Annotated in this window: 20 protein-coding genes; 8 read left to right on the top strand and 12 right to left on the bottom strand. The window is 67.6% G+C overall.

Annotation, left to right across the window (positions count from 1 at the left end; all coding sequences use genetic code 11):
• The 5 genes from DX912_RS18525 to DX912_RS15185 form a co-directional block, all read right to left on the bottom strand.
• A partial coding sequence (locus DX912_RS18525) for a hypothetical protein (RefSeq protein ID WP_220340816.1) occupies nucleotides 1-218 on the bottom strand: 218 nt, incomplete at its 3' end.
• A gap of 104 nt (nucleotides 219-322) precedes the next feature.
• Nucleotides 323-1,102 (bottom strand): fructosamine kinase family protein, encoded by a 780-nt coding sequence (locus DX912_RS15170; protein ID WP_181902858.1) that lies wholly within the window; start codon nucleotides 1,100-1,102, stop codon nucleotides 323-325.
• A gap of 10 nt (nucleotides 1,103-1,112) precedes the next feature.
• Nucleotides 1,113-3,920: an AAA family ATPase gene (locus DX912_RS15175; protein WP_181902859.1), complete on the bottom strand. Its 2,808-nt coding sequence runs from the start codon at nucleotides 3,918-3,920 to the stop codon at nucleotides 1,113-1,115.
• The gene (locus tag DX912_RS15180; RefSeq protein ID WP_115843797.1) at nucleotides 3,913-4,656 is read right to left on the bottom strand and encodes a hypothetical protein; all 744 of its coding nucleotides are present in this window, start codon (nucleotides 4,654-4,656) and stop codon (nucleotides 3,913-3,915) included. The genes DX912_RS15175 and DX912_RS15180 overlap by 8 nt, the downstream gene beginning before the upstream one ends.
• Nucleotides 4,653-6,176, bottom strand: a complete 1,524-nt coding sequence (locus DX912_RS15185) for a hypothetical protein (RefSeq protein ID WP_115843799.1) — start codon at nucleotides 6,174-6,176, stop codon at nucleotides 4,653-4,655. Before DX912_RS15185 ends, DX912_RS15180 begins: the two co-directional genes overlap by 4 nt.
• A 190-nt stretch (nucleotides 6,177-6,366) precedes the next feature.
• Between DX912_RS15185 and DX912_RS15190 the strand changes: the two genes are divergently transcribed.
• From DX912_RS15190 to DX912_RS15205, 4 genes are all read left to right on the top strand, one after another.
• Nucleotides 6,367-6,726, top strand: coding sequence for a hypothetical protein (locus DX912_RS15190; RefSeq protein ID WP_115843801.1), 360 nt, complete (start codon nucleotides 6,367-6,369; stop codon nucleotides 6,724-6,726).
• Between the two features lie 404 nt (nucleotides 6,727-7,130).
• Complete coding sequence (locus tag DX912_RS15195) at nucleotides 7,131-9,200, top strand: NADPH-dependent 2,4-dienoyl-CoA reductase (protein WP_115843803.1); 2,070 nt, start codon at nucleotides 7,131-7,133, stop codon at nucleotides 9,198-9,200.
• A gap of 466 nt (nucleotides 9,201-9,666) precedes the next feature.
• Nucleotides 9,667-10,125, top strand: a complete 459-nt coding sequence (locus DX912_RS15200; protein ID WP_115843805.1) for a cell wall hydrolase — start codon at nucleotides 9,667-9,669, stop codon at nucleotides 10,123-10,125.
• 136 nt (nucleotides 10,126-10,261) lie between these two features.
• A complete protein-coding gene (locus DX912_RS15205; protein ID WP_115843807.1) occupies nucleotides 10,262-10,873 on the top strand; it encodes a glutathione S-transferase N-terminal domain-containing protein in 612 nt (203 codons plus the stop codon).
• A 72-nt stretch (nucleotides 10,874-10,945) separates the two neighbouring features.
• On the opposite strand, the gene DX912_RS15210 is transcribed toward DX912_RS15205, so the two are convergent.
• A complete protein-coding gene (locus DX912_RS15210; RefSeq protein ID WP_115843809.1) occupies nucleotides 10,946-11,497 on the bottom strand; it encodes a hypothetical protein in 552 nt (183 codons plus the stop codon).
• A gap of 375 nt (nucleotides 11,498-11,872) precedes the next feature.
• Here DX912_RS15210 and DX912_RS15215 point away from each other — a divergent pair, with 375 nt between their 5' ends.
• Entirely contained in the window at nucleotides 11,873-14,476 is a 2,604-nt protein-coding gene (locus DX912_RS15215; RefSeq protein ID WP_233433613.1) for a TonB-dependent receptor plug domain-containing protein, read from the top strand.
• A 78-nt stretch (nucleotides 14,477-14,554) separates the two neighbouring features.
• Here the strand turns inward: DX912_RS15215 and prpC are convergent, their stop codons facing one another.
• The 6 genes from prpC to DX912_RS15245 form a co-directional block, all read right to left on the bottom strand.
• Nucleotides 14,555-15,706, bottom strand: coding sequence for a bifunctional 2-methylcitrate synthase/citrate synthase (gene prpC / locus DX912_RS15220; RefSeq protein ID WP_115843811.1), 1,152 nt, complete (start codon nucleotides 15,704-15,706; stop codon nucleotides 14,555-14,557).
• Between the two features lie 254 nt (nucleotides 15,707-15,960).
• Entirely contained in the window at nucleotides 15,961-16,848 is an 888-nt protein-coding gene (gene prpB / locus DX912_RS15225; protein ID WP_115843813.1) for a methylisocitrate lyase, read from the bottom strand.
• 96 nt (nucleotides 16,849-16,944) lie between these two features.
• Entirely contained in the window at nucleotides 16,945-18,837 is a 1,893-nt protein-coding gene (gene prpE / locus DX912_RS15230; RefSeq protein WP_115843815.1) for a propionate--CoA ligase, read from the bottom strand.
• A 152-nt stretch (nucleotides 18,838-18,989) separates the two neighbouring features.
• A complete protein-coding gene (locus DX912_RS15235; RefSeq protein ID WP_115843817.1) occupies nucleotides 18,990-19,973 on the bottom strand; it encodes a malate dehydrogenase in 984 nt (327 codons plus the stop codon).
• A 48-nt stretch (nucleotides 19,974-20,021) separates the two neighbouring features.
• Complete coding sequence (locus tag DX912_RS15240) at nucleotides 20,022-21,227, bottom strand: pyridoxal phosphate-dependent aminotransferase (RefSeq protein ID WP_115843819.1); 1,206 nt, start codon at nucleotides 21,225-21,227, stop codon at nucleotides 20,022-20,024.
• Nucleotides 21,228-21,550: 323 nt separating this feature from the next.
• Nucleotides 21,551-22,048 (bottom strand): peptidylprolyl isomerase, encoded by a 498-nt coding sequence (locus tag DX912_RS15245; protein WP_115843821.1) that lies wholly within the window; start codon nucleotides 22,046-22,048, stop codon nucleotides 21,551-21,553.
• A 205-nt stretch (nucleotides 22,049-22,253) separates the two neighbouring features.
• Here DX912_RS15245 and typA point away from each other — a divergent pair, with 205 nt between their 5' ends.
• The 3 genes from typA to DX912_RS15260 all read left to right on the top strand — a co-directional run bounded on the left by typA (nucleotide 22,254) and on the right by DX912_RS15260 (nucleotide 26,298).
• Complete coding sequence (typA, locus tag DX912_RS15250; RefSeq protein WP_115843823.1) at nucleotides 22,254-24,083, top strand: translational GTPase TypA; 1,830 nt, start codon at nucleotides 22,254-22,256, stop codon at nucleotides 24,081-24,083.
• A 32-nt stretch (nucleotides 24,084-24,115) separates the two neighbouring features.
• Nucleotides 24,116-24,583, top strand: coding sequence for a DUF2127 domain-containing protein (locus tag DX912_RS15255; protein ID WP_115843825.1), 468 nt, complete (start codon nucleotides 24,116-24,118; stop codon nucleotides 24,581-24,583).
• 62 nt (nucleotides 24,584-24,645) lie between these two features.
• Nucleotides 24,646-26,298, top strand: coding sequence for an amidase (locus tag DX912_RS15260; RefSeq protein ID WP_115843827.1), 1,653 nt, complete (start codon nucleotides 24,646-24,648; stop codon nucleotides 26,296-26,298).
• Nucleotides 26,299-26,339: the final 41 nt, after the last annotated feature.

Raw genomic sequence — 26,339 nt, forward strand, 5'->3', positions numbered from 1 at the left:
CCCGAGCGCCGCAGGCGATCGGAAGCTTGGCTAGTGATTCTTCTTTTGCTCGTAAACATCACGGGTAAAGCGTGCAACGTCCATGGATTCCCGCCTTCGCGGGAATGACGAGCAAGAGCAACAGCGACGGCAACGGCAACGGCAGCGGCAGCGGCAGCGGCAAGATCAAGATCAAAGTGGATTCCAGCTTTCGCTGGAATGACGGTGATGTGGCTCACCGCTGCCGGAGTGCCCCGATGGTACGGGCCTGGATCCCGGCTTTCGCCGGCATGACGGTGTCTGTGTAACTGAATACTGCCGGCAGCTAGTCGCGCAGCGAAGATCACCCGAACCGCTGCAACACATCCCGCACGCCACCCAGATAACTCACGCCAAACAGATTCAGATGGTTGAGCAGGTGGTACAGGTTGTACACCGGCGCGCGCTCGCGCCAATCCGACACAGGCTTCGCGACCGAATCGTACGCACGCCAGAACGCATCCGGCGGCGAACCGAACAGCGTGAGCATCGCCAGTTCCGATTCGGCCCAACCGAAATGCACCGCGCCGGCGTCGATCAATGCCGGCGTGCCGTCGGCACAGCAATGCAGGTTGCCGAGCCATAGATCGCCGTGCAGCAACGATGCCGGCTGCGCGGGAATCAGATCGTGCAGTCGCGAGCAGATGCGCTCGACCGCATCGACGTCATCGGCAGCCAGATGCCCGCCGTCCAGCGCGCGACGCGCCTGCGGACGCAGGCGGTGCTCAGCGAAGAAGGTCCACCCATCGTCCGTCCACGGATTGGCCTGCGGCGTCGGGCCGCAGAAGCCATCGCGCTTGAAACCGAACCGCGCATTGCGCAACGCATGCTGAGCGGCGACGCCTTCGCCGGCGAGCGTCCAGAACTTTTCCTTCGGCGTACCTTCGCCGAGGTCTTCCAGCACCAGCCGTTCCGGTTCCAGCGCGAGCACGCGCGGCACGCGCATCGCACCTGCGCCGGCCAGCGTCGCCAGGCCCGTCGCTTCGGCGGTGAAGAACTCCGCCGGCGCGCCGGGCCAGCGCTTCACGACGACCGCAAGGTTGCGGTACGTCGTGTGCTGGATCTGCTGGCGGCCGGTCGTCACGCGCGTCGCCTTACGCCGCCTGCGCGTCGTCGCGACGATCGCGCTTGAGCACCGCGACGGGTTCCGCCCACGCGTTGCCGCCACGGCGCTTGCTCGTCGCCAACACCAGGTCGGACGGCTCGAACACGTTGAGGTTGTGCGTGATCGGCGTGGTCAGGATGTACTGCGCGTCGGTCGAACGCAGGAAGCGGCCGACCTTCTCGATGTTGAACACGTCCAGGTGCGCGAACGGTTCGTCGATGAAGACGAAGCCGCCCGGCTGGTCCTCGTCGCGCAGCAGGCCGACAAGCAGCAGCAGCGACTTCATCACCTGCTGGCCGCCCGACGCTTCGCCGTCGTCCAGCCCGATCCAGCCCTTGCGGTCGAAGTCGAACTTTACCGTGAGCCCCGCCTGTGCGAGCGCGACATCCTCGTTCACCAGCTCGGGCATTTCGACATCGACGCCGATGCCGGCGAGTTCGCCCAGCGCCGCGAGGTTCTTCTTGTAACGGCGCACCGTGGCGCGCAGCACGTTGATGTACGCGCCGCGCGCTTCCTCGGTGATACGGCGCGCGCGATGCAGGTGCGCCTCGCGCTTGCCAATGGTCGATTCCAGCCCGTCGTGGTCGGCGGCGAACTTGTCGCGCAGCGCGATGCAGCCTTCGTCCTCGATGTAGCCGCCGCGCTGCAGGCGCTCGTCGATGCGTTCGAGCTCACGCCGCACGGCGCCCGCGCTTTCGTATTCCTCGCGCGCCTGGCGCAAGGCGTCGGCGCTGCGCCACGCGTGCGGCATCAGCGCGCGTTTGCGACGGAACTCCACGATGCGCTGCACCAGCTGCTGGCGTTCCTGCGCGATCTGCTGCGCCCGCTCGCGCACTTCGTTGTCGAGCGAACGGATCTCGCCCGCGCGCGTGGCGTCGGCGATGCTTTCGGCCTTGTCTTCCGCTTCGAGCCCATCGAGGCGGGAACGCGCGTCCGACAGCGCCACCGCCGCCTGCTGCGCGGCTTCGGCCATCGCGGGAAGTCGTTCGGCGGCGTCGGCGAATTCCGCCGCACGCGTCACCAGTTCCTGGCCGGCATCGAGTCCAAGCAGTCGCGCTTGTTCCGCGTCGACGCGCTTGCCCAGTTCGCTCAGTTCGTCCTCGCGCGCATGCGCACGCTGCTGGATGTCGATCTGCTCGGCGCGCAGTTCGTCCAGTCGCGCCTGCCGCGCGCCGCTGCCGAAATGCGGTGCGCCGCCGCCGATGTGGCGACCGCCGCGATGTTCGCGCAGGTAGCCCTTCAGCGTGATCCAGTCCTGCCCCTTCGGCAGGCGACGGCCGTCCTCGATGTCCTCCACGCGCTGGATCTTGTCCAGCTGCTTGGGCAGCCACGACGGCGGCTCGGCGGAGAACTTCACCACTTCCAGCAGCGACCCCTTCGTCGCCTTCTCCACCAGTGTGCGCGTGGACACCACGAAATGGCGGTACTGCATCTTCTCGCCAAGCTTCCACGCGGCACCTTCGTCGCGCGGATTCTCCAGCACGATGAGGTGGCGATACGGCGCCAGCACGGCTTCGATGGCGACCGACCACTTCGGATCGACGATGTCGACCAGTTCGGTGAGCACGCGGTGTTCGATGCCCGCGTTGTCGAGCGCGGTGCGGAAATCGCGCTCGAAGGGCTCGACGATGCGTCCGCCACCGCTGAGCGCGGCCACCTGCGCGGCGATTTCGCCGGTGCGCTGGCGATCGCGTTCGGCTTCCAGCTTCAGTTCGGCCTGACGGCGGCGGCCTTCCTCGACGCGACGGCTGAGTGCTTCCACGTCGACCGCGCCGCGCTGCGCCTGCATGCGCGCGAGTTCGTCGCGACGACGCACCAGCATCTCGGCATCGCGTGCGTGGTCGCGCGCGGCGGTGAATTCGGTTTCGCAGGCGCGCACGTCGGCGCGGGCGCGTTCGATCGCCGCGCGCAGTTCGTCGCGTTGACCGACGGCGTTGGCTTCACGCGTGCGCAGGTTGTCGAACACGCGTTCGCGCTCGCGCAGCGCGCGACGCAGGCCGGTCAGGCGCGGGCGCGCGCCTTCCAGCGTGGCGCGCAGGTCGGCCAGTTCGATCTTCGGCGCGATTTCGGCCTGCAGTCGCTGGCGCTGGTTGCGCAGCGCCTGGCCTTCCTCGAACGAACGAACGTCCACGCGCGCCGATTCGAGCTTGAAATGCAGCTCACCCAGCCCGTGTCGCAGCTGTTCGATTTCCTTCTCGACGTCGAGCTGTTCGCTCTTGGCGCGCTGGTAGTCGTCCAGCACCGCCTTGTCCTCGAACACGTCGAACACCAGCTGCAGCAGTTCGCGCGGCGAAAGCTGGCAGAGCTTGTCGGTGGCGCCCTGCTCCAGCGTGAGCACGCGGCAGATCGCGCGCGTGAGTCCGGCGCCGGCAAGCCGCACGCGATAGTCGCGCACGCCGAGCCATTCGCCGCCGGTTTCGATCTGCTCGACCGGCACGTCGCCGGCGAGGATCTGGTAATCGCGCGACCAGTCGCCGCCGCGCTTGCGGATGCGGCATGCGAGCGTGACGGTCTCGTCCTTGATCGGGAAGAACGGACGACCGCCGCGGCGATCCGGACGATTGCTCACCACCGCGCGCAGCCACGCCTGGCCCTTGCCGTTGTGGCGCAGGTAGGTCTTGTAGTCGCGCGCGGTTTCGCGGTCCTCGATGGCGAGCAGCGTGCGCAGCGCGTCGAGCAGCGTCGTCTTGCCCGAACCGTTCGGACCGACGACGGTGATGACCGAGGCATCGAGCGGCAGCTGGAAACGCTGCCAGTAATCCCAGTGCACGACTTCCAGGCTGCGGAACTCAAACATCGGCCTGCGCCTCTTCGGTGGTGTCGCTGCTTTCGTGGAGGTCGTCGTCGAGCGGTGCGTCGTACGCATCGTCGTCGACGCTGTCGGCGTTGGCCGCCTGCGTCGCGCGCGCCTGTTCGACGACGAACGACAGCGCGCCATCCATCACGCGGCTGGCGATGCGTTCGTAATCGAAGGCGAGATCCAGCAGCGGACCTTCGGCAATGCGCTCCTTCCGGCGCACGACGAAGCCGTGTCGCTGCAATGCGCCGAGTGAAAGATTGATGCGGAACTTGCCGCCGAGCTTGTCGCCGAAGTCGGCCACCAGCGTGCGTTCGTTGATCGGTTCGACCATGTCCTGCCCGACCGGCACCGGTTTGAGTTCGGCGAACATCTGCTCCTGGTCCTGCTGGCGTTCGCTTTCCTGCCGCGCGATCTGGCGCTGGCGCTTGGGCAGCACCAGCAGCGACCACAGCACGACCAGCAGCGCGAGCGCATCGCGATCCAGCTGCAGGTTGCTCGCGGCCCATGCGCGCGCACTGCCGAACACGTCGTTCTCCTGCGCGCGCGCCACGCCGACGGCGACATGCGCGGCGAAGGGATGTTCAAGCAGGCGCAAGCCGGCGCCGGCAAGGCGGCGATCGAGTTCATCGCGCAGTTCGGCGTCGACCAGGACCTGGCGCACCGCGTGGTCGTCGCGCGGCAGCCAGCGCTCGGCGAGCAGGCGGGCGATGAGGGTGGCGGTGGGATCGCTCATGGGGTTTCCGTTGTTGCGGCGGATTTTTTCTTCCGCTTTGGTTTCTGCTTCGGCTCGTCATTCCCGCGAACGCGGGAATCCAGTGTCTTCGCCTTCGGCGAGCTTGCAGGCCTCAAGTCGCTGGATCCCCGCCTTCGCGGGGATGACGTAGAGGGGGCGGCCGCATCGTGCGCTTCGGGAGAGTGCTCGTGTTCGACGTCGGTCGCCTCGGCTCCGTCGCTCGTCACGATGGCTTCGACGCCAGCACCCTCCGCCTTCCCCGTCAGCCACGCCCGGCTCATGTACGCCACGCCCGCGCGGTTGACCTGCTCGAACTGCGTGCCGACCTTCCAGCGCAGCGGCAACTGGGCGATGGACGCGCTGACGCCGTTGCGGTTCTCCGCGCCGGGGTCGCCGATCAGGCCCAGCAGCGACAGCCGGTACGCACTGACGGCGAAGCCGTCCTGCGGCACCCAGTCGGACAGGGCGGTATCAACGTCGCTTTCCAGCGCCGCCAGCTGCGACAGCCATTGCTCCGCGTGCGCGTAGTCGTTCTCGGCGACCGGCACCTGTGTGTCGTCGGGCGCGTCCTGCGCGGGCGGCAGCGAGGCGTCTTCCTGCGCCTCGCGCTCGCGTTCGACCAGTTCGTATTCGGCGATGTCCAGTGCGATCGGCGCCAGCATGAAGGCCGGCGCGACCACGCGCGCGAGCGCATCGTCCGCCAGCGCGGCGAGCGCGTCGGTGTCCATGCCACGCAGGAAGCGGTTGACGTCGGTGGACGAAAGACCGCTCGCGCCGATGTGTACGCGATGGCGGTCGAGCTGGTTCAGCGCACGCTGGAACACCGACGCCTGACGCAGCATCGAACTCTGCGCGCGACCGATCTGCTGCGCGACGCGATGCGTGGCGGCGTCGAGTTCCTCGTCGGCGGCGATCTCCTTGACGATCGCCGTGCCCTTCTCGACCCACTGCCACACCTGCTGCAGCGTGCCGGCGGCGCGCTGGATGCGGTGCTCGGAGCCGCTGAGCACGGCCTGGTCGAAGTCCTCGCGGTATTCGTTGAGGCGCGACAGCAGGTGCTGCAGGTCGTCGCCGCGCACGCGCCCCACGGCCTGGCCGGCGGCGAGTTGCGCGGTGACGTAGGCCAGCTCGTCGCCCTCGCGGTTGAACTGCAGCAGCAGGCCGATCGACGACAGCGCCTGGCGCCCAACCGGGCTGATGCGGTAGCGCTGCGTGTCGTTGTCCCAGCGCAGCAGGTCGTTCTCGCGAAGGCGGCCCAGCACGGTGTCGAACTTCACCGGGTCCAGGTAGGCGAAGTGGTCGCGCAGCTCCTGCGGGCTCCAGTCCGGCGCGGCGCCGCGCTCGCCAATGGCGCGCAGCACCAGCAGGCGCACCATCACGCTCTCCTCGCCACCGTGGAACAGGGTCGAGAAGGCGCGCAGCAGGTCGCGGGCGGAAAGGAGCGGGTGCAGGTCGGGCAGGTCGGCCGCGACGATGCCGGCGCGGAGATAGTCCTGCAGGGGTGCGGAAGCGTCGTCCATACAGGACCGGAAACTACGGGTGAGCCATGGTGGGTGAGCGCCGGGCGCGAGACAACTCTTGCGCTGGGGCCTTTTTTAGGCAGTGGCGGCGACGTCCGTCGGAAGGTCCGGCGATGTCGATCCGGGGAGGCGCGATTCGTCGTATCAGGGAGGGCCGGCGACCCGTCGCCCCACTGATCAGGAGCCACCGATGAAGCGATTCCTTGCCGTTTTCCTGGGCACCCCGGCGTCCCTCGACGCCTGGAAGGCCCTGCCCGAGGACGAACGCAACCGCCGCGAGCAGGACGGCATGGCCGCCTGGGGCGACTGGGTGAAGAAGCACGAGAAGGCGATCGTCGACCACGGCAGCCCGCTCGGGAAGACGAAGCGCATCGATGCCAGGGGCATCTCGGACATCCGCAACGAGCTGGCCGCCTGGACGGTGGTCGGGGCCGACTCCCACGACGCGGCGGCCCGGATGTTCGAAGGCCACCCGCATTTCTCGATCTTCCCCGGCGATGCGGTGGAGGTGATGGAGTGTCTGCCGATGCCGGAAGCACCCAAGGAATAGCGGATTGAAGCCCCTCTCCCGCACGCGGTAGGGGGGCTTCGTCGAGCTCCGAGCTCGGCGCATGGAGCAAAACGCTCGGCGTCCCGAGCTCCGAACTCGGCGCGTGGAGCAAAACACCCGGCGTCCCGAGCTCCGAGCTCGGCGTGTGGAGCAAAACGCCCGGCGTCCCGAGCTCAGAGCTCGGCGTGTGGAGCAAAACGCCCGGCGTCCCGGGCTCAGAGCTCGGCGTGTGGAGCGAAACGCTCGGACGTCTGGGCTCCGAGCCCGGCACGTGGAGCAAAACGCCCGGCGTTCCGGGCTCCAAGCCCGGCAGCGCGCGCCGTGGCCACACAACCCGACGAACGCGCTTGAACCCCGCCGCCATTCGCGGCATCGTGCCGGCTTCCGTACGCCAGCGTATTCACATGACGATCGCCAACCCGGCCGGGCCGCTCCACTTCGACGAAGCGGAGCCGCATCCGCTCTACCCCCACCTGTTCGCGCCGCTGGACCTGGGCTTCTGCACCCTGCCCAACCGCGTGCTGATGGGGTCGATGCACACGGGGCTGGAGGACAAGGCGGCCGACTTCCCGAAGCTCGGCGCCTACTTCGCCGAGCGCGCAGCCGGCGGCGTGGGGCTGATCGTCACGGGCGGGTTCTCGCCGAACCTCGCCGGCTGGCTCAAGCCGTTCGGCGGGACGATGCGCTTCCCGTGGGAAGTGCGCCGGCACCGGCAGGTCACCAGCGCGGTACACGCGCACGGCGGGCGCATCTGCCTGCAGATCCTGCACGCCGGCCGCTACGGCTACAGCCCGCTGCAGGTCGCGCCGAGCCGGCTCAAGGCGCCGATCAATCCCTTTACCCCGCGCGCGCTCTCGGCCGGTGGCGTCGAGCGGCAGATCCGTGCCTTCGTGCGCAGCGCGACGATGGCGCGCGAGGCCGGCTACGACGGCGTGGAAGTCATGGGCTCGGAGGGCTACCTGCTCAACCAGTTCACCGCACCGCGCACCAACAAACGTCACGACGCGTGGGGCGGCGATGCCGCCAGGCGCATGCGCTTCGCGGTGGAGATCGTCCGCCGCATCCGCGAGGCCTGCGGGCCGGATTTCATCATCGTCTACCGGCTCTCGATGCTGGACCTGGTCGACGACGGCCTGGCATGGGATGAGGTCGTGCAGCAGGCCAAGGCGATCGAGGCGGCCGGTGCGACGCTGATCAACACCGGCATCGGCTGGCACGAGGCGCGGGTACCGACGATCGCCACGTCGGTGCCGCGTGCGGCGTTCACCGGGATCACCGCGCGCCTGAAGCCGCACGTCGGCGTGGCGCTGGTGACGACCAACCGCATCAACATGCCCGAGGTGGCCGAGGGCGTGCTCGCCCGCGGCGAGGCAGACATGGTGTCGATGGCGCGACCGCTGCTGGCCGACCCGCAGTGGGTGAACAAGGCGCGCGCGCGGCGCGCGCTCGACATCAATACATGTATCGCGTGCAACCAGGCCTGCCTGGACCACGTGTTCGAGAACAAGACCGCCAGCTGCCTGGTCAATCCGCGCGCTTGCGCCGAGACCGAGCTGAACTACCTGCCGACGAAGAACCCCAAGCGCATCGCCGTCGTCGGCGCCGGTCCGGCCGGGCTCGCGGCCGCCACGGTCGCGGCCGAGCGCGGCCACCAGGTCACGCTGTTCGAAGCGACGGGCGAGATCGGCGGCCAGTTCAACCTCGCCAAGCGCATCCCGGGCAAGGAGGAGTTCCACGAGACGCTCCGCTACTTCGGCCGCAAGCTCGAACAGACCGGCGTCGACGTCCGGCTGGGCACCTACGCCGATGCCGCGATGCTGGCCGGCTTCGACGCGGTCGTGCTGGCCTCGGGCATCCGCCCGCGCGAGGTGGACTTCCCCGGCGCCGACCACGCCAAGGTCGTCAGCTATCTGGATGTGCTGACCGGCCGCGTCGTGCCGGGCCGCAAGGTGGCGGTCGTCGGCGCCGGCGGCATCGGCTTCGACGTGGCGGAGTTCCTGGTCGAACACGGCCCCAGCGCCGCGCTCGATGCTGCCCGCTGGCGCGCCGAGTGGGGCGTCGACCTGGGTTACGACGGCAACCGGGGCGGTCTCGCCGCGCCGAAGCCCGAGGCGCCCGCACGCGAGGTCTGGCTGCTGCAGCGCAGCCCCGGCCGACCCGGCGCCCGCCTGGGCAAGACGACGGGCTGGATCCACCGCGCCACGCTCAAGGCGAAGAAGGTGCGGATGCTCGGCGGCGTCGAATACCTCGGCGTGGACGATGAGGGCTTCCACGTGCGCGTGGACGGTAGCGAACAGGTGCTGCCGGTCGATCACGTGGTGATCTGCGCCGGCCAGGAACCCTTCAAGCCGCTGGCCGACGAGCTGGCTGCGAAGGGCGCGACGGTGCACGTCATCGGCGGCGCGGATGTCGCCGCGGAGCTCGACGCCAAGCGCGCCATCGCCCAGGGAAGCCGCGTCGCGACCATGCTGTAGCGAATTGCGCAGCCCTTGCCGGGCAAGGGCTGCAGGGGTGTTGCGGGCCCGACGGAGGAGCCCGCTTTCACGCTGGTGCCCGGCCGGGCCGGTCCTTCCTGAATGGGCGTTCGGGTTTTGGATGGCCGGATCGCCGGCCTGAATTCCGTTTACAGACAACAAGTTGCATTCGGCGCGGGAAAAATCCAGCCGGATCCCGGAGGCCCGGTCAAGCCCCCGGCATTCACCCCGTGTTTATCTTGGCGCCGCTACCTTGCGCCAACTTTTTCGGCCACCCCTCTTGGTGGCGACCCTCACCGCCCGCGCATCCAACGACCTGCGCGCGGATTTGGTGAATGGGCAAAAGCGCGCCGCAGAGTGCGCTGCCCTCCCCAGTACGCCATGCCGGCACGTGCCGTGGCCCGCCTCCCCATCCGGGAAGCGGCCATGAAGCGGACCGGCGCAACGGAGCAAGGAGTCCGATTAGATGAAACTGGCTTGGATCCTGTGGCTGGCCTCCGTGCTTCCGCCACAAACCGCCGACTCGCTGTGCCTGAGCACCACCGTCTACCTGGAAGCGCGCGACCAGTCGGTCCGCGGCCAGAAGGCGGTCGCCGAGGTCGCCCTGCGTCGCCGCGACAGCGGGCTGTGGGGCAACACCGTCTGCGACGTGGTGACCGCGCGCAAGCAGTTCGCCCCCACCCTGGTGTCGCCGGGCACGCGCCTGAGCAACACCGACGCCTGGGCCGAGGCCGTCACCATCGCCCTCGACGCCGAACGCAACTGGGCGCTGCCGCCCGGCGAGCGCAAGGAGATCGTGCCCGGCGCGAGCCACTTCGCCGCCCACGCGATCGCCAGCCCGTCGTGGCGCACCGCGTACCAGGTGGCGACGATCGGCGATCACACCTTCTATAAGGTGCAATCGCTCAAGCCGCGTCGTTCGTAAGCGCGGCTTTCCGAACCCGGACGCGCGTCGTCCGGGTGCGTCGATGGCAATGGTCCGTTGCATGCCGCGACGTTGAGCCGCGCCCCGCGCGTCGGCCATAGTGTCGGGATTCGCTTTCCTTGAAGGGATCCCCGCAATGAAGCTCTACACCAAGCCCGGCGCGTGCTCGACCGCCGACCACATCGCGCTGCAGTGGACGGGCCAGCCGTTCCAGCTCGAGATCCTGGACAAGGAATCGATGAAGGCGCCCGCCTTCCTCGCGATCAATCCGGCCGGCGCAGTGCCGGCGATCGTCGACGGCGATTTCGTGCTGACGCAGAACGCCGCGATCATGGGCTACATCGCCGATTCCTTCCCCGAAGCCGGCCTCGCCGGCGACGGCAGCCCGCGCCAGCGCGCCGAGGCGGCCCGGTGGCTCGCCTTCGTCAATTCCGACCTGCATCCGGCCTTCAAGCCGCTGTTCGGCCCGGCGGCGTTTATCGGCGACGAGAGCCAGCACGAGGCCGTGAAGCTGGCCGCCCGCAAGCGCCTGCGCTCGCTGTTCGAGTCGGCCGACCGGCAGCTGGCCGGCAAGCAGTGGCTGGCGGGCTTCCGCAGCTACGCCGACCCCTACCTCTACATCACGCTGCGCTGGGCGCAGGGCCTCTCCATCGACCTCTCGGGCCTGGACCACCTGGCCGCGTTCAAGGCGCGCATGGAAGCCGATCCGGCCGTGCAGAAGGCGCTGAAGATCGAAGGCTTGGCGTAAGCCGCGGCGCAACACGCTGATACGCATGAAGGCGGCCCAGGCCGCCTTCATGCGTTTAGGGCCCGGCGAAACTCAGGCCTGCGCGAGCATCCGGAAGCGGCTTTCCATTTCGGCCGCGAACGCGGAATCGCGTGCCTTGCCCAGCGCGGTGCTGAAGTCCGGCAACAGGGCCATCAGTTCGCCGACGTCGGTGCAGCGTTCGACCTTCAGCTGAAGGAAGTAGCCGCGCAGGCCGAGGTGCTCGCGCACGGTGTCGGACATCAGCGTGTAGAGCGCGGAGTAACCCGAGGCTCCGGCCGAAGGCGTCGCGGCCGGCGCAACGGCGGGCGCGTTGTAGTCCGGCGCCGGCGCTGCGGGCGTCGGTGGTCGCGCGGAATCGCGGATCGTCGCCGCGGCGGCTGCGGCCAGACTCTGCGGCACGGCGATCAGCTTCAGCGCTTCGAGCTGCTGGAGCGCATCGTCCGGCGATTTCAGTCCGGCCATGACGCCGCGCAGCTGCGCCACGGTGCGTTGGCCGTCCACCATCAGCAGGATCGACCGGAGCCCGTTGGGCAGCTTCAGCGCGCGACTGGTGATTTCATCGCGCCCGGCATCGGTCTTGTTCGGCACTTCGTCGTCGCGCATGGTTCCCCCCGGACCATTGGCTGCGAAAGCCGCCCGACTATGCCACGGTTGGCGACCCCGTGTACGGACGGCGGTCAAGCGGCTGAACAGGCACGACTTTGCCGACTCTGGCGTTATCGCGAGGCGCGTCCAGCGGCGCCTGACGAGTCCGGCGCGCCGACGAACGCCGGACGCATCGCGACTTCGCTCGCGACGCACTGCAAATCACGCGCTATCGCGCAACACGCTTCCACGTCGATGCGCGTGACATGCCTCGTGCTCTTTCCGATCCGACTGTCGCCATTCCGTTCCTTCATTTCGGGCGACGAAACGTGCGTGCCCTACTGTGCCGCCCTCACCTCACGCTTCCGCATGCGCAACGTCGCACCTCTGACCATGGCGATCGCCGTGGCACTCGCTCCAGGAATCCTCTTCGCGCAGACCACCGATGACGGGAAGACGCTCGACGCCGTCGTCGTCACCGGTTCCAACATCAAGCGCACCGACGCCGAAGGCCCGAGCCCGGTGCAGGTGATCGATCGCGTGCAGCTCGAACAATCCGGCAAGCAGACCGTCGCCGACGTGCTGCGCTCGATCTCGGCCAACACCGGCAACGCCTACAACGAGACGTACAACAACGGCTGGGCGTCGGGCGCGGCGGGCATCGGCCTGCGCGGGCTGTCGCAGAAGAACACGCTGGTGCTGCTCAACGGCCGGCGCCTGGCGAACTACGGATTCCCGCAGGGCGGCCTGTCGGACACCTTCGTCAACCTCAACGCGCTGCCGCTGGTCGCGGTGGAGCGCATCGAAGTGCTGAAGGACGGCGCGTCGGCCGTGTACGGCTCCGACGCAGTGGCCGGCGTGGTGAACATCATCACGCGCCAGAACGCGAGCGGACTGGAGATCGGCGCCGACGTCGGCACGTCCACCGAAGGCGGCGCCGACCAGCACCACTTCACGCTGGTGGGCGGCACGGGCGACCTGGATACCGACCGCTACAACGTGCTGTACAGCTTCGAGTACTTCAAGCGCGACCGCCTCGACCAGGACGAACGCGACCTCACGAAGTCCGGCATCTACACCGACCTGCCGGGCGGCCGCTGGAACGGCTGGTCGGCGAAGGGCGCGCGACTGCTCGGCGCGAACGGTGCGTCGATTCCGCTGCTCGACGCGAACGGCAACTGCCCCGAAGGCACGGTGCTGACGGCGAGCGCGCCGATCGACGGCCGCGCCGGCAACACCTGCGCATTCAACCTCGCGCCGTACACGACGCTGATTCCCGGCACCGAGCGCTACCAGGCGTACGTCGCGGGCACTTATCGCATCACCGACAACGTCGAAGCGTTCGGCGAAGCGCTCTACAGCTACATCCGCGGCGATTCGATCTTCGGTTCCAGCCCCTACTTCACGCTCGAAAGCGGCCGCTTCGCGCTCAACGCCGACACCGGCCTCGCCGAGCCCGTTCCCGCCGTGCTGCCGGCGAACAATCCGTACAACCCGTACGGCGTCGACACGCCGATCGAGTACACCTTCTTCAACCTCGGCCAGTCGCAGAAGATCAACACCTCACGCTTCTACCGCGTGCTCGGCGGCGTGCGCGGCCGCACCAAGCGCTGGGACTGGGAAACCGGCGTGTTCACCTCGCGCAGCACCGAGCGCGAAACGGTCACAGCCGGCTTCGCCAACCGTTACGGCCTTGCGGCCGCGCTGGCCGATGGCACCTACAACCTGCTCGATCCTTCGGCGACGCCGCAGTCGGTGCTCGATTCGATCAACCTGCGTACGGTGCGTCCGGCCGAATCGGAACTCAACGGCGTGGACTTCAAGTTCAGCGGCAACCTGTTTGACCTGCCCGCCGGCAGCGTCGGCTTCGCCGCAGGCGCGGAGTGGCGACAGGAAAAGCTGCAGTCGACGAACCCGTGGCAGATCGACGCGGGCCTGCAGATCCGCCCGGCCATCGCCGAAGTCGACGGCAAGCGCGACGTGAGCGCGCTGTACGCCGAGTTCAACGTACCGGTGGCCACCGGACTGGAGCTGCAGCTTGCCGGACGCGGCGACTACTACAGCGATTTCGGCAGCGCGTTCTCGCCCAAGGCGAGCCTGCGCTGGCAGCCGCTGGACTGGCTGCTCGTGCGCGCGGCGGCGTCGCGCGGCTTCCGCGCGCCGTCGCTGTCGGAGAACGCCAACAGCACCAACATTTCCTACGGCGCCGTGGTCGATCCCTTCGATCCCGACCTGCCGAACTCCACGCAGCGCCCGACCTTCTTCACCGTCGGCAACAGCGACCTGGATCCGGAACGCACGCGCAGCTACAACCTCGGGTTCGTGCTGTCGCCGCTGGCCGACACGAGCGTGAGCGTCGATTACTACCGCATCAAGCTCGACAACCTCATCGGCACGAACAACACCACCGCCATCGTCAACCGCAACGATCCGGCCGACGTGATCCGCGATGCCGACGGCAAGCTCGTCGCGATCTACAACCGCTACCAGAACCTCAGCGAACTGGAAACCAGCGGCTTCGACGTCGAACTGAGCCAGCGCTGGCGCACGGTCTCGGCGGGCGATTTCAACCTGTCGAGCGTCTACACGCACGTGCTGGAGTACAAGCGTCCGGCGACCGTCGGCGGCCCGAGCGTGGATTACGCCGGCAGCAACCTCGGCCCGGCATTGCCGCGCAACAAGGCGACGACGACGCTGGGCTGGGACATCGGCGACGTGAGCACGAGCCTCACCTGGTACTACACCGGCGGCTACGACCAGCGCACCGTCACCGCCGCGAACGTTCCCAGGCGTGTGGATGCGGGCAACCAGTTCGACCTTTACTTCGGCTACAAGGGCTTCGAAGGCTGGACGCTCTTCGCGAAGGTGCAGAACGTGTTCGACGAGGAACCGCCGTACGATCCGGCCGGCTTCGCCGGGCTGCGCGTACCGTACGAGATCACGCAGTACGACCTGCGCGGCCGCTACGTGACGGTGGGTTTCGACTACAAGTTCTGACGCGTTACGCGATTGATATGCCGAAAAGGAAAAGGCCGCGCAATGCGCGGCCTTTTCCGTGGTGCCTGTTGCGAGCAATCAGCGCTTGTCGATCGCCACGTACTCGCGGTCTTCGGGACCCACGTAGTTCGCGCTCGGGCGGATGATCTTGCCGTCCTCGCGCTGCTCGATCACGTGCGCGCTCCAGCCGGTGGTGCGCGCGATGACGAACAGCGGCGTGAACATCGGCGTCGGGATGCCCATCATGTGATAGGCCGACGCGCTGTACCAGTCGAGGTTCGGGAACATCTTCTTGGTGTCCATCATCAGGTTCTCGATGCGCTCGGACACGTCGAACAGCGTCTGGTTGCCGCCGTCGGCGCACAGCTTGCGCGAGAGTTCCTTGATGATCGGATTGCGCGGATCGCCGATGGTGTACACCGGGTGGCCGAAGCCGATGATGATTTCCTTCTTCTCCATGCGCGCGCGGATGTCGGCTTCGGCTTCGTCGGCGGTGCCGTAGCGGGCGATGATGTCCATCGCGACTTCATTGGCGCCGCCGTGCTTCGGGCCGCGCAGGGCGCCGATCGCACCGGTGATGCACGAATGCAGGTCCGAACCGGTACCGGCGATAACGCGCGCGGTGAAGGTCGACGCGTTGAACTCGTGCTCGGCGTAGAGGATCAGCGACTTGTCGAGCGAATCGGCGTGCAGCTTCGACGGCTCCTCGCCGTGCAGCAGGTGCAGGAAGTGCGCGGCGACGGAATCGTCGTCGGTTTCCACGTCGATGCGACGGCCGTTGCGCGTGAAGTGCCACCAGTACAGCAGCATCGAACCGAAGCTCGCGATCAGCTTGTCGGCGATGTCGCGCGCTTCGGACGCCGGATGGCCTTCGCGCTCGGGCAGCACCGTGCCCAGCACCGAGCAACCGGTGCGCAGCACGTCCATCGGGTGCGCGTTGGCGGGAACCAGTTCCAGCGCTTCGGACACGATCGCCGGCAGGCCGCGCAGGCGCTTGAGCTTGGCCTTGTACTGCTTCAGCTGCGAGGTCGTCGGCAGCGCGCCGTGCACGAGCAGGTGGGCGACTTCCTCGAAGGTCGACTTGGTCGCCAGGTCGTGGATGTCGTAGCCGCGGTAATGCAGGTCGTTGCCGCTGCGGCCGACGGTGCACAGTGCGGTGTTGCCCGCGGCGGTGCCGCTGAGCGCGACGGATTTCTTGGCCTTGGGCAGGACCTGGGGCGTATCGGTCATCGGGGTTCTCCTCGTGCGTGGCCGGGCCGGTGGTGACCGGTCGGGCCGGGGTGCGACGTTGTCAGGACTGAAGGGGTAACAGTGGGGTCATTCGAACAAAGCCAGCCTGCGACGAACGGGTCGCAGCCGACCGTGGTGGGCCGGATCGCGCCCGCCACGGTCGCAGGGCGACGGACGCGCCGGCGGAGATGGGGACAGGGGGACTCACGTCGAAGGCCCTGTACGCTCCGTCGGCCGACCTTTTCCGCAGCGCCTTACTTCTTGCCGCTCGCGAACAGCGAATCGAGCTTGTCCTCGTAGGCGTGGTAGCCCAGGAAGTCGTACAGCTGCGCGCGCGTCTGCAACGTGTCGACGATGTTCTTCTGCGTGCCTTCGCGGCGCACCGTCTCGTAGAAGTTCAGCGCCGCCTTGTTCATCGCGCGATACGCGCCGCAGCAGTACAGCGCGATGTCGACGTTCGCATCGCGCAGCTCGTCGGTGGTGAAGAACGGCGTGGAGCCGAACTCGGTCAGGTTCGCCAGGATCGGCACCTTCACCGCGGCCTTGAACCTGCGGTAATCGTCGAGCGAATTCATCGCTTCCGGGAAGATCATGTCGGCGCCGGCTTCGACGTAGGCGACGGCGCGCTCGATGGCGGCGTCAACGCCTTCGGTGGCGGCGGCGTCGGTGCGCGCCATGATCACGAAGCCCGCGTCGGTGCGCGCGTCCACGGCGGCTTTCACGCGATCGACCATTTCGTCCTTCGGCACGACTTCCTTGCCCGGACGGTGACCGCAACGCTTCTGTCCGACCTGGTCTTCCATGTGCACGGCGGCGACGCCGACGCTGATGAAGGAGCGGATCGTGCGCGCGATGTTGAACGCGCCGCCCCAGCCGGTGTCGATGTCGACCAGCAGCGGCATCTGCGTGGCATCGACGATGCGGCGGGCGTCGGTGAGGACGTCCTCCATCGTGCTGATGCCCAGGTCCGGCATGCCCAGCGAGTTCGCGGCGACGCCGCCGCCGGACAGGTACAGCGCCTTGTAGCCGGTGCGCTTGGCCATCAGGCCGGCGTAGGCGGTGATGGCGCCCATCACCTGCAGCGGGGTTTCTTCGGAGAGCGCGGCGCGGAAGCGGGCGCCGGCGGAGTTCGAGGGATTCATGGCGTCTCCTGGTGAGACGGACATTTTAGCCGACGGGGGATTTCGAGGGGTTTGCGCCGCAGGACGCGTGGCCTTCGGGAATGAAGCCTCACCCATTCACCCGCCCGCGTCCGCCCCGCGCTCCAGCGCGCGCTTCACTTCCTCCAGCGCGGCCGGGTCGTCCAGCGTGGACAGGTCGCCGGGGTCTCGGCTTTCGGCCAGCGCCTGCAACGAGCGGCGCAGCAGCTTGCCCGAGCGCGTTTTCGGCAGCGCGTTCACGACGTACACGCGTGCCGGCTTCGCGACGCCGCCCAGCTGCTCGACCACGCGCTGCTGCATGCCGGTCGCCGCATCCGACGCCGATTCGTCCTGCCGCTTGAGCGTGGCGAACACCACCGGCACCTGCCCTTTCAGTTCGTCGTGCACGCCGATCACCGCCGCCTCGGCGACGCTGGGATGGGTCGAGCACGACTCCTCGATCTCGCGCGTGCCGAGTCGATGCCCCGCGACATTGATGACGTCGTCCGTGCGGCCGAGGATGAACGTGTAGCCGTCCTCGTCGCGGATCGCCCAGTCGAGCGAGCTGTACACGAGTTGCCTGAAATGACTGAAGTAGCTCGACAGGAAGCGTGCATCGTCGTTCCACACGGTCGTGAGACACCCGGGCGGCAGCGGCGGCTCAATCACCAGCACGCCCTTCGTTCCGGCCGGCACGTCATCGCCGGTGACATCGTCGATCACGCGCAGCCTGTAGCCGGGCGTCGGCAGACCGGGCGAGCCGAACTTCACCGGCTTCAGCTCCAGCCCCGGCATCAGCGACAGCACCGGCCAGCCGGTTTCGGTCTGCCAGTAGTTGTCGATGATGGTCTTGCCGATGCCGTCGGTGATCCACTGCGCGGTCGGTTCGTCCAGCGGTTCGCCGGCGAGGAACAGCCACTGCAGCTTCGACAGGTCGTGCTTCTTCAGGAACGCCGCGTCCTGCTTCTTCAGCACGCGGATGCCGGTGGGCGAGGAGAACATCGTGCGCACGCCGTACTGCTCGCAGATCTTCCACCAGATGCCCGGATCGGGATGGATCGGCAGGCCTTCGTACAACACCGATGTCGCACCCGCGATCAGCGGCCCGTACACGTTGTACGAATGGCCGACCGCCCAGCCGACGTCGGACGTGGAGAACATCACCTGCCCCGCGCGCACGTCGTAGATCGACCACATCGACAGCGCGAGCGCCACCGCGTAGCCGCCGACGTCGCGCTGCACGCCCTTGGGCTTTCCCGTGGTGCCGGAGGTGTAGAGCAGGTAGCTCGGCTCGTTCGACTCTAGCCATTCGACGTCGACTTCGGCGCCGTCGTACTGCTCGCGCAACGGCGCGTAGTGTTCGTCGCGGCCTTCGACGACGGCGTGCTGCGGATCGAGCCCGCGTTCGACGATGAGCACTTTCGGCGGCGGCGTCTTCGCCGCGTCGCATGCCGCATCGACCAGCGGCTTGTACGGGATCACCTTGCCGCCGCGCATGCCGGCGTCGGCACAGATGAGCAGCTTCGGCGTCGCATCGTCGATGCGCAGCGCGAGGTTGTGCGCGGCGAAACCGCCGAACACCACCGAGTGCACCGCACCGATGCGCGCGCAGGCGAGCATCGCGAACACCGCTTCGGCCATGTTCGGCATGTAGATCACCACGCGATCGCCGCGCCCGACGCCGAGCGCGCGGATGACGGCGGCGAAGGTGTTCACTTCGCGATGCAGCTGGCGATACGTGATCTCGCGCGTGATGCCGGTTTCACTGGAAATGGCGACGAGCGCGAGCTGGTCGGCGCGTTCGTGCAGGTGACGATCGATCGCGTTGAAGCACAGGTTCGTTTCGCCGCCACAAAACCACCGACGGAACGGCGGCTTGGAGTAGTCGAGGATCTGCTCCGGCGCCTTGCGCCAGTGGATCGCCCTCGCCTGCTCGCCCCAGAACTCCTCGGGTTGCTCGATCGAGCGGCGGTAGAAGTCTTCGTACTGCATGGCGATGCCTCCGACGACGATGTGTCGAGGCTAGCGCCGCGCGGGGAAGGAACGCGTTACGACCTTGGTCGAAGCGGCCGGGTTAGACACGGCTCCCCACACGCAACGGGGCGGCCAGTGGCCGCCCCGCGGTGCAACACGATCGCGATGGATCAGAGCAGGTGGGCGACGCCCGAACGCTCTTCTTCCAGCTCGGCCAGCGTCTTGTCGATCGCCTTCCGGCTGAAGTCGTCGATCGGCAGATCGCGCACCATCGTGTACTCGCCATTCTCGGTGGTGACGGCGAAACCGAACATCACGTCCTTCGGGATGCCGTAGCTGCCGTCGGACGGAATGCCCATCGTCACCCACTTGCCGTTGCTGCCCAGCACCCAGTCGCGCACGTGGTCGATGGCGGCGTTGGCGGCCGAGGCGGCCGACGACAGGCCGCGCGCTTCGATGATCGCCGCGCCGCGCTTGCCGACCTTCGGGATGAACTCGTTCGCGTTCCAGTCGGCGTCGTTGATCTTGTCCTTCAGCGACTGGCCATTGACGGTGGCGAAGCGGTAGTCCGGGTACATCGTCGGGCTGTGGTTGCCCCACACGACGAGCTTCTCGATGTCGCCGACGGCGACGCCGGCCTTGTTCGCCAGCTGCGACAGCGCGCGGTTGTGGTCCAGGCGCAGCATCGCGGTGAAGTTCTTCGTCGGCAGGTCCGGCGCCGACTTCATGGCGATGTAGGCGTTGGTGTTGGCCGGGTTGCCGACGACGAGCACCTTCACGTTGCGCGAGGCGACCTTGTTCAGCGCGGCGCCCTGGGCGGTGAAGATCTTGGCGTTTTCCAGCAGCAGGTCCTTGCGCTCCATGCCCGGGCCGCGCGGACGCGCGCCGACGAGCAGTGCGATGTCCGCGTCCTTGAACGCGACTTCCGCATCATCGGTGCCGACCATGCCGGCCAGCAGCGGGAACGCGCAGTCTTCCAGCTCCATCATCACGCCCTTGAGCGCGGCCTGGGCCTTCTCCATCGGCAGCTCGAGCATCTGCAGGATGACGGGCTGGTCCTTGCCGAGCATTTCGCCGGACGCGATACGAAACAGCAGCGAGTAACCGATCTGGCCGGCAGCACCGGTGACGGCAACGCGGACGGGGGTTTTCATGTGTAACTCCTGGACGAAAAAACGGGGCGCCACGCGTCCCGCACTGGATTACGAAAGTTCGGCGAAGAATTCCTGGAAACGCTGCAGGCCCGGGGCGAGCTGCGGCGTCGGGCAGGTGTAGCTGATGCGCAGCGCGCGCGGCTCACCGAACGCCGAGCCCGGCACGCAGGCCACGCCCTTGGTTTCCAGCAGCGCGTTGCAGACGTCGACGTCGTTGCCGATCTTGATGCCGCTGGGCGTGTGCGTCTTGCCGAAGGCGACGCTGATGTCCGGGAACACGTAGAACGCGCCCTGCGGACGCGGGCAGACGACGCCCGGGATCGAGTTCATCACGTCCATCACCTGGTCGCGCTTGGCCTGGAACTCGGCGCACTTCTGCGTCGGGACGTCCTGCGGACCGTTGAACGCGGCAATGGCGGCGGCGCAGACGACTTCCGGCACGTTGGTGATGTGGTTGGAATTCATCGTCACCAGCGCCTGCGCCACGACTTCCGGACCGGCCATGAAACCCACGCGCCAACCCGGCATGCCATAGGTCTTGGACAGCGAGTCCAGGAAGATCACGCGGTCCTTCAGCTCCGGGCGCGAATGCACGAAGTTGTGGTATCCGAGGCCGTCGAACACCATGCGGTTGTAGATGTCGTCGGTGATGATCCAGGTGTCCGGATACTTCGCCACGACGTCGGCCAGCGCGTCGATTTCTTCCTTCGTGTACACCATGCCCGTCGGGTTGGACGGGTTGTTGAACAGGAACACCTTAGGCTTCTTCGCGAGCGCGGCATCGAGCTGCGCGGGCTTGAGCTTGTAGTCCTGTTCCGGCGGGCACGGCAGCAGGTCGATCTTCGCGCCGACGATCTCGGCGATGTCGAGGTAGCTGGTCCAGTACGGCGTCGGGAACGCGATCGTGTCGCCTTCGTCGAGCAGCGCTTCGGCGAGGTTGTAGATGACGTGCTTGGCGCCGATGCCGGTGGCGCAGTTGACGCGCCCGTAGCCGGTCAGGCCGATTTTCGCCATGTGCTCGACGAAGGCGTCGAGCAGCGCGTCGGGGCCGCGGTTGCTGCCGTACTGGCCGCTGTCTTTCGACAGCGCCTCGCGTGCGGCGGCGTAGACGTGCTCGCCGGGCAGGAAGTTGGGAACACCAATCGAGAAGCTGATGATGTCGCGGCCTTCGGCCTTGAGCCGCTTGGCCTTCTCGGCAACCTGCATGATCGCGCTGGGCTTGGCGCGACCGATGCGCCGGGCAAGCTGGGGCATCGCGGAACCTCGTGGGAGTCGGATGTGGGGTGTGCGCTCGCGGCCCGATCGGTCCGTTGATTCGGGGCTGATCGGTCCGCAAAAGACGCGCCGCGAACGTCGGCCATCGAGCCTCAGGATGTTAACACGCAGGGGCGCGCTGCCCGCCGCCGCTGAAACGAAAACGCCCGCTCCGGAAAGCCGGAGCGGGCGGTGTTTGGCGGATCCAGCCGGAGTCACAAGCCCCTTTGGTAACGGGGCTACGCGGCAGCGCGGGATTTGGAAGCCGTGCCGCGGGGCCCGAAGTTTGCGCAGCAAACTTTGGGGGAAACCGGCAACGCCGGTTATCGCGCGTCCAAGGTCTTGTTCCACTCGGCGACGCGGTCGGCCTTCGCCGCAAGCACGCCGGCGGTGTCGCCTTCGATCTTCACCGACTTGATCGTGTCGCCCTGCTTCACGCTGTCGACGATTTCCTGGCCTTCGAGCACCTTGCCGAACACGGTGTGCTTGCCATCCAGCCACGGGCACGGGACGTGCGTGATGAAGAACTGGCTGCCGTTGGTGCCCGGGCCGGCGTTGGCCATCGAGAGCACGCCGCGCTCGTGGCTCAGACCGTTGCGCGTTTCATCCTCGAAACGGTAGCCCGGGCCGCCGGTGCCGGTGCCCAGCGGGCAGCCGCCCTGGATCATGAAATCGTTGATGACGCGGTGGAAGCTCAGGCCGTCGTAGAAGCCGCGCTGGGCCAGGTTCACGAAGTTGGCGACGGTAAGGGGCGCCTTGTCGGCGGCCAGTTCCACGCGGATCGGGCCGCGGTCGGTGTCGAAGGTGGCAATGACGCTCATGAATCCGTCTCCTGGACGTTCGGGGAAGTAATGCGGGACAAGGATGGGGAAAGGCTTCGCCGTTCAGATGGCGGCGGCGGCGACCCTTCACAAGGGCCCTCGCGCCTGCTCCGCCGACCGGTTGGCTGAACAAGCAACCGCCATGTTTGACAGGTATAATATTCGGCTACCCCTCGCTCGAGCGCCGGTCTGCCGGCCTGTCCGCATGTCCATCGAACGCCTGCGCAATATCGCCATCGTCGCCCACGTCGACCATGGCAAGACCACCCTCGTCGACTGCCTCCTGAAGCAGTCCGGCACCCTGTCCGAGCGCACGGTGCTTGCCGAGCGCGCGATGGACAGCAACGACCAGGAAAAGGAACGTGGCATCACGATCCTGGCCAAGAACACGGCCATCACCTGGCAGGGCAACCGCATCAACATCGTCGACACCCCCGGACACGCCGACTTCGGCGGCGAGGTCGAGCGCGTGCTGTCGATGGTCGACTCGGTGCTGATCCTGGTCGACGCGATGGACGGCCCGATGCCGCAGACGCGCTTCGTGACGCAGAAGGCCTTCGCGATGGGCTTCAAGCCGATCGTCGTGGTCAACAAGATCGACCGTCCGGGCGCGCGTCCGGACTGGGTCATCGACCAGGTGTTCGACCTGTTCGACAAGCTCGGCGCCACCAACGAGCAGCTCGACTTCCCGATCGTCTACGCCTCGGCGCTGCACGGCTACGCCAGCCTCGACGACGCCGCGCGTTCGGGCGACATGACCCCGCTGTACGAAGCGATCATGAAGCACGTCGCGCCGCCGCAGGTGGACGAGGAAGGCCCGTTCCAGATGCGCATCAGCCAGCTGGACTACAGCAACTTCGTCGGCCTGATCGGCATCGGCCGCATCCAGCGCGGCAAGGTGAAGAAGAACATGCCGGTGAGCGTGGTCGGCCGTGACGGCAAGAAGCGCCAGGGCAAGATCGTGCAGGTGCTCGGTTTCATGGGCCTTGAGCGCATCGAGACCGAAGAGGCCAGCGCGGGCGACATCGTCGCGATCGCGGGCATCACCGACCTGTCGATCTCCGACACCGTGTGCGCGCTGGACGCTCCGGAAGCGCTGCCGGCGCTGACGGTCGACGAGCCGACAATCAGCATGACCTTCCAGGTGAACAACTCGCCGTTCGCCGGGCACAAGGATTACAGCGGCGGCAAGTTCCTCACCAGCCGCCAGCTGCGCGAGCGCCTGGAGCGCGAGATGCTGCACAACGTCGCGCTGAAGGTCGAGGAAGGTTCGGATCCGGACAAGTTCCTGGTCTCCGGCCGTGGCGAGCTGCATCTGTCGGTGCTGATCGAGAACATGCGCCGCGAAGGCTTCGAGCTGGCCGTGTCGCGCCCGGAAGTGATCATCAAGGAAATCGACGGCCAGCTGATGGAGCCGATCGAGCAGCTCGTCGTCGACATCGAGGAGCAGCACCAGGGCGGCGTCATGGAAAAGCTCGGCATCCGCAAGGGCCAGCTCAAGAACATGGAGCCGGACGGCAAGGGCCGCGTGCGCCTTGATTACATGATCCCGGCGCGTGGCCTGATCGGCTTCCAGAACGAATTCCGCACCCTGACCCAGGGCTCGGGCCTGCTGTTCCACGTCTTCGACCACTACGGTCCGAAGGAAACCGGCGCGATCGCCAAGCGCCTCAACGGCGTGATGATCGCCAACGCCGCCGGCGTCACCCCTGCCTACGCGCTGGGCCCGCTGGAAGAGCGCGGCCGCCTGTTCGCGGCCGAAGGCGACAACGTGTACGAAGGCCAGCTGGTCGGCATCCATTCGAAGGACAACGACCTGACCGTCAACGCGATCAAGACCAAGCCGCTGACCAACATGCGCGCTTCGGGCAAGGACGACGCGATCAAGCTGACGCCGGCGATCAAGTACTCGCTGGAGCAGGCGCTGGACTTCATCGAGGACGACGAGCTGGTCGAAGTCACCCCGAAGGAAATCCGCCTGCGCAAGAAGCAGCTGACGGAAAGCGAACGCAAGCGCGCGTCGCGTGCTGCGTGAACCAACGGGGCGTCGCCATGTCTGACGAGGCCATGACCGACGCCCACTACAACCCGGATCCGCATGCGCATCCGGGGCTGCATCTCATCGCGATCTTCGAGGCCGGCAAGGGCCTGCTGGCCTTTGCCGCTGCCTTCGGCCTCGAACTGCTCGGGCCGGCGCCGCTGCTGCGCTGGCTGCGCGAACTCACGCTGCGCTTCCAGATCAGCACCGACCACGGTGCGCTGGCGTGGCTGTCCAACGCCATCAATCCCGACAGCGTGCACTTGGCCGCGGCGCTGATCTTCGCCTACGGCGTGCTGCGCATGATCGAAGCCTGGGGCCTGTGGCGAGTGAAGGTCTGGGCGTCGTGGCTGGGCTGCATCAGCGCCGCGATCTACCTGCCGCTCGACGTCTACGCCCTCTTCCGGCATCCGGGCTGGATGTCCGTCGCCGTCCTGGTGGTCAATTTGATCGTCGTCGCAGTGCTGGCACGCGACATCTTCAAGCGCGGCCGCTAAGCCTCGCGCGCGAACCTGAATGGCGTATTCTCCGGTCAGCCACCTGCGACCGGGGAATCGCAATGCGCTCTTTGATCGTCAAGACGTTGCCGCTGGCGACGCTGCTCGCCTTGCTGCCTGCCTGCCAGCGCGCCGACGCACCCGGCACCGCCCGCGCGGGCGTCACGACTACCGCCAAGCCGGCTGCCGCCGCTGCGGCGCCACGCGACGGGTTCGCCTTCGCCGAAGTGGGCATCGACGAACTGCAGGCCCGGATGGGTCGCGGCGAACTCACCAGCCACGCGCTGACGCAGGCTTACCTCGATCGCATCGCCGCCATCGACGACGCCGGCCCGACGCTCAACGCCGTCATCGAACTCAATCCCGCCGCGCTGAAGGAAGCCGACGCGCTCGATGCCGAGCGCAAGGCCGGCCGCGTGCGCGGCCCGCTGCACGGCGTGCCGGTCCTGCTGAAGGACAACATCGATGCGACGCCGATGGCGAACTCCGCCGGCTCGCTCGCCCTCGCCTCGCACCATCCGCGTACCGACGCCTTCGTCGTCGCACGCCTGCGCGAAGCGGGCGCGGTGATCCTGGGCAAGACGAACCTCAGCGAGTGGGCGAACTTCCGCTCCTCGCGCTCGAGCTCCGGCTGGAGCGCGCGTGGCGGGCAGACGCGCAATCCGTATGCGCTCGACCGCTCGCCCTGCGGCTCCAGTTCCGGCAGCGGCGCCGCCGTCGCCGCGAACCTCGCGGCCGCAGCGATCGGCACCGAAACCGACGGCAGCATCGTATGCCCGTCGTCGGTCGCAGGCCTGGTCGGCATCAAGCCGACGGTCGGCCTGGTGAGCCGCAGCGGCATCATCCCGATCTCGCACAGCCAGGACACGGCCGGCCCCATGGCGCGCAGCGTGGCCGACGCGGCAACGCTGCTGTCGGCCATGGTCGGCCGCGACGATACCGACCCGGCGACCTCCGAAAGCACGGGGCGCGCGATCTTCGACTATCACGCCCGTCTCAACCGCGAGGGCCTGCGCGGCGCCCGCATCGGCGTGCTGCGCAAGTCGATGGGCTTCCATCCCGCGGCCGACGCGGCGCTGGAGCGTAGCCTCGACGCGATGCGCCAGGCGGGCGCGGAAATCGTCGACGTCGAGCTCCCCACCGCGGGCCAGTGGAACGACGCGGAGATGGACGTGCTGCTGTACGAGTTCAAGCACGGCCTGGACGGCTACCTGTCGCGCAGCGGCGCGCCGGTGAATTCACTCGCCGCGCTGATCGAATACAACCGCCGCAACGCGAAGACGGAAATGCCGTTCTTCGCGCAGGAGCTGTTCGAGCGCGCGCAGGCGAAGGGCACGCTGGACGAGATGGCCTACATCGACGCGCGCAGCAAGGCGCGGCGACTGGCCGGCGCGGAGGGGCTCGAAGCGGTGCTGTCTACGTCCTCGCTCGACGCGATCGTCGCACCAGCGACGGCGCCGGCGTGGCTGATCGATCCGGTCAACGGGGACCACTTCCTCGGCGAAGGCTATGGCGCCGCTGCGGTTGCCGGCACGCCGAGCATCACCGTGCCGATGGGCGATTACTTCGGATTGCCGATGGGCATCGTCTTCATGGGCACCGCATGGAGCGAACCGCGCCTGATCGAACTGGCCTACGCATTCGAGCAGAAGACCAAGGCGCGCAAGGCGCCGCAGTTCCTGGCTACCGCGCCGTTGGGCACGACGAAGGGTTGAGGCCCGCGCCGTAACGAAAACGGCCTCCCCGCGTGCGGAGA

Origin of the sequence: Lysobacter soli (genome assembly GCF_003382285.1) — a bacterium.
Classification (GTDB): domain Bacteria; phylum Pseudomonadota; class Gammaproteobacteria; order Xanthomonadales; family Xanthomonadaceae; genus Lysobacter_J; species Lysobacter_J soli.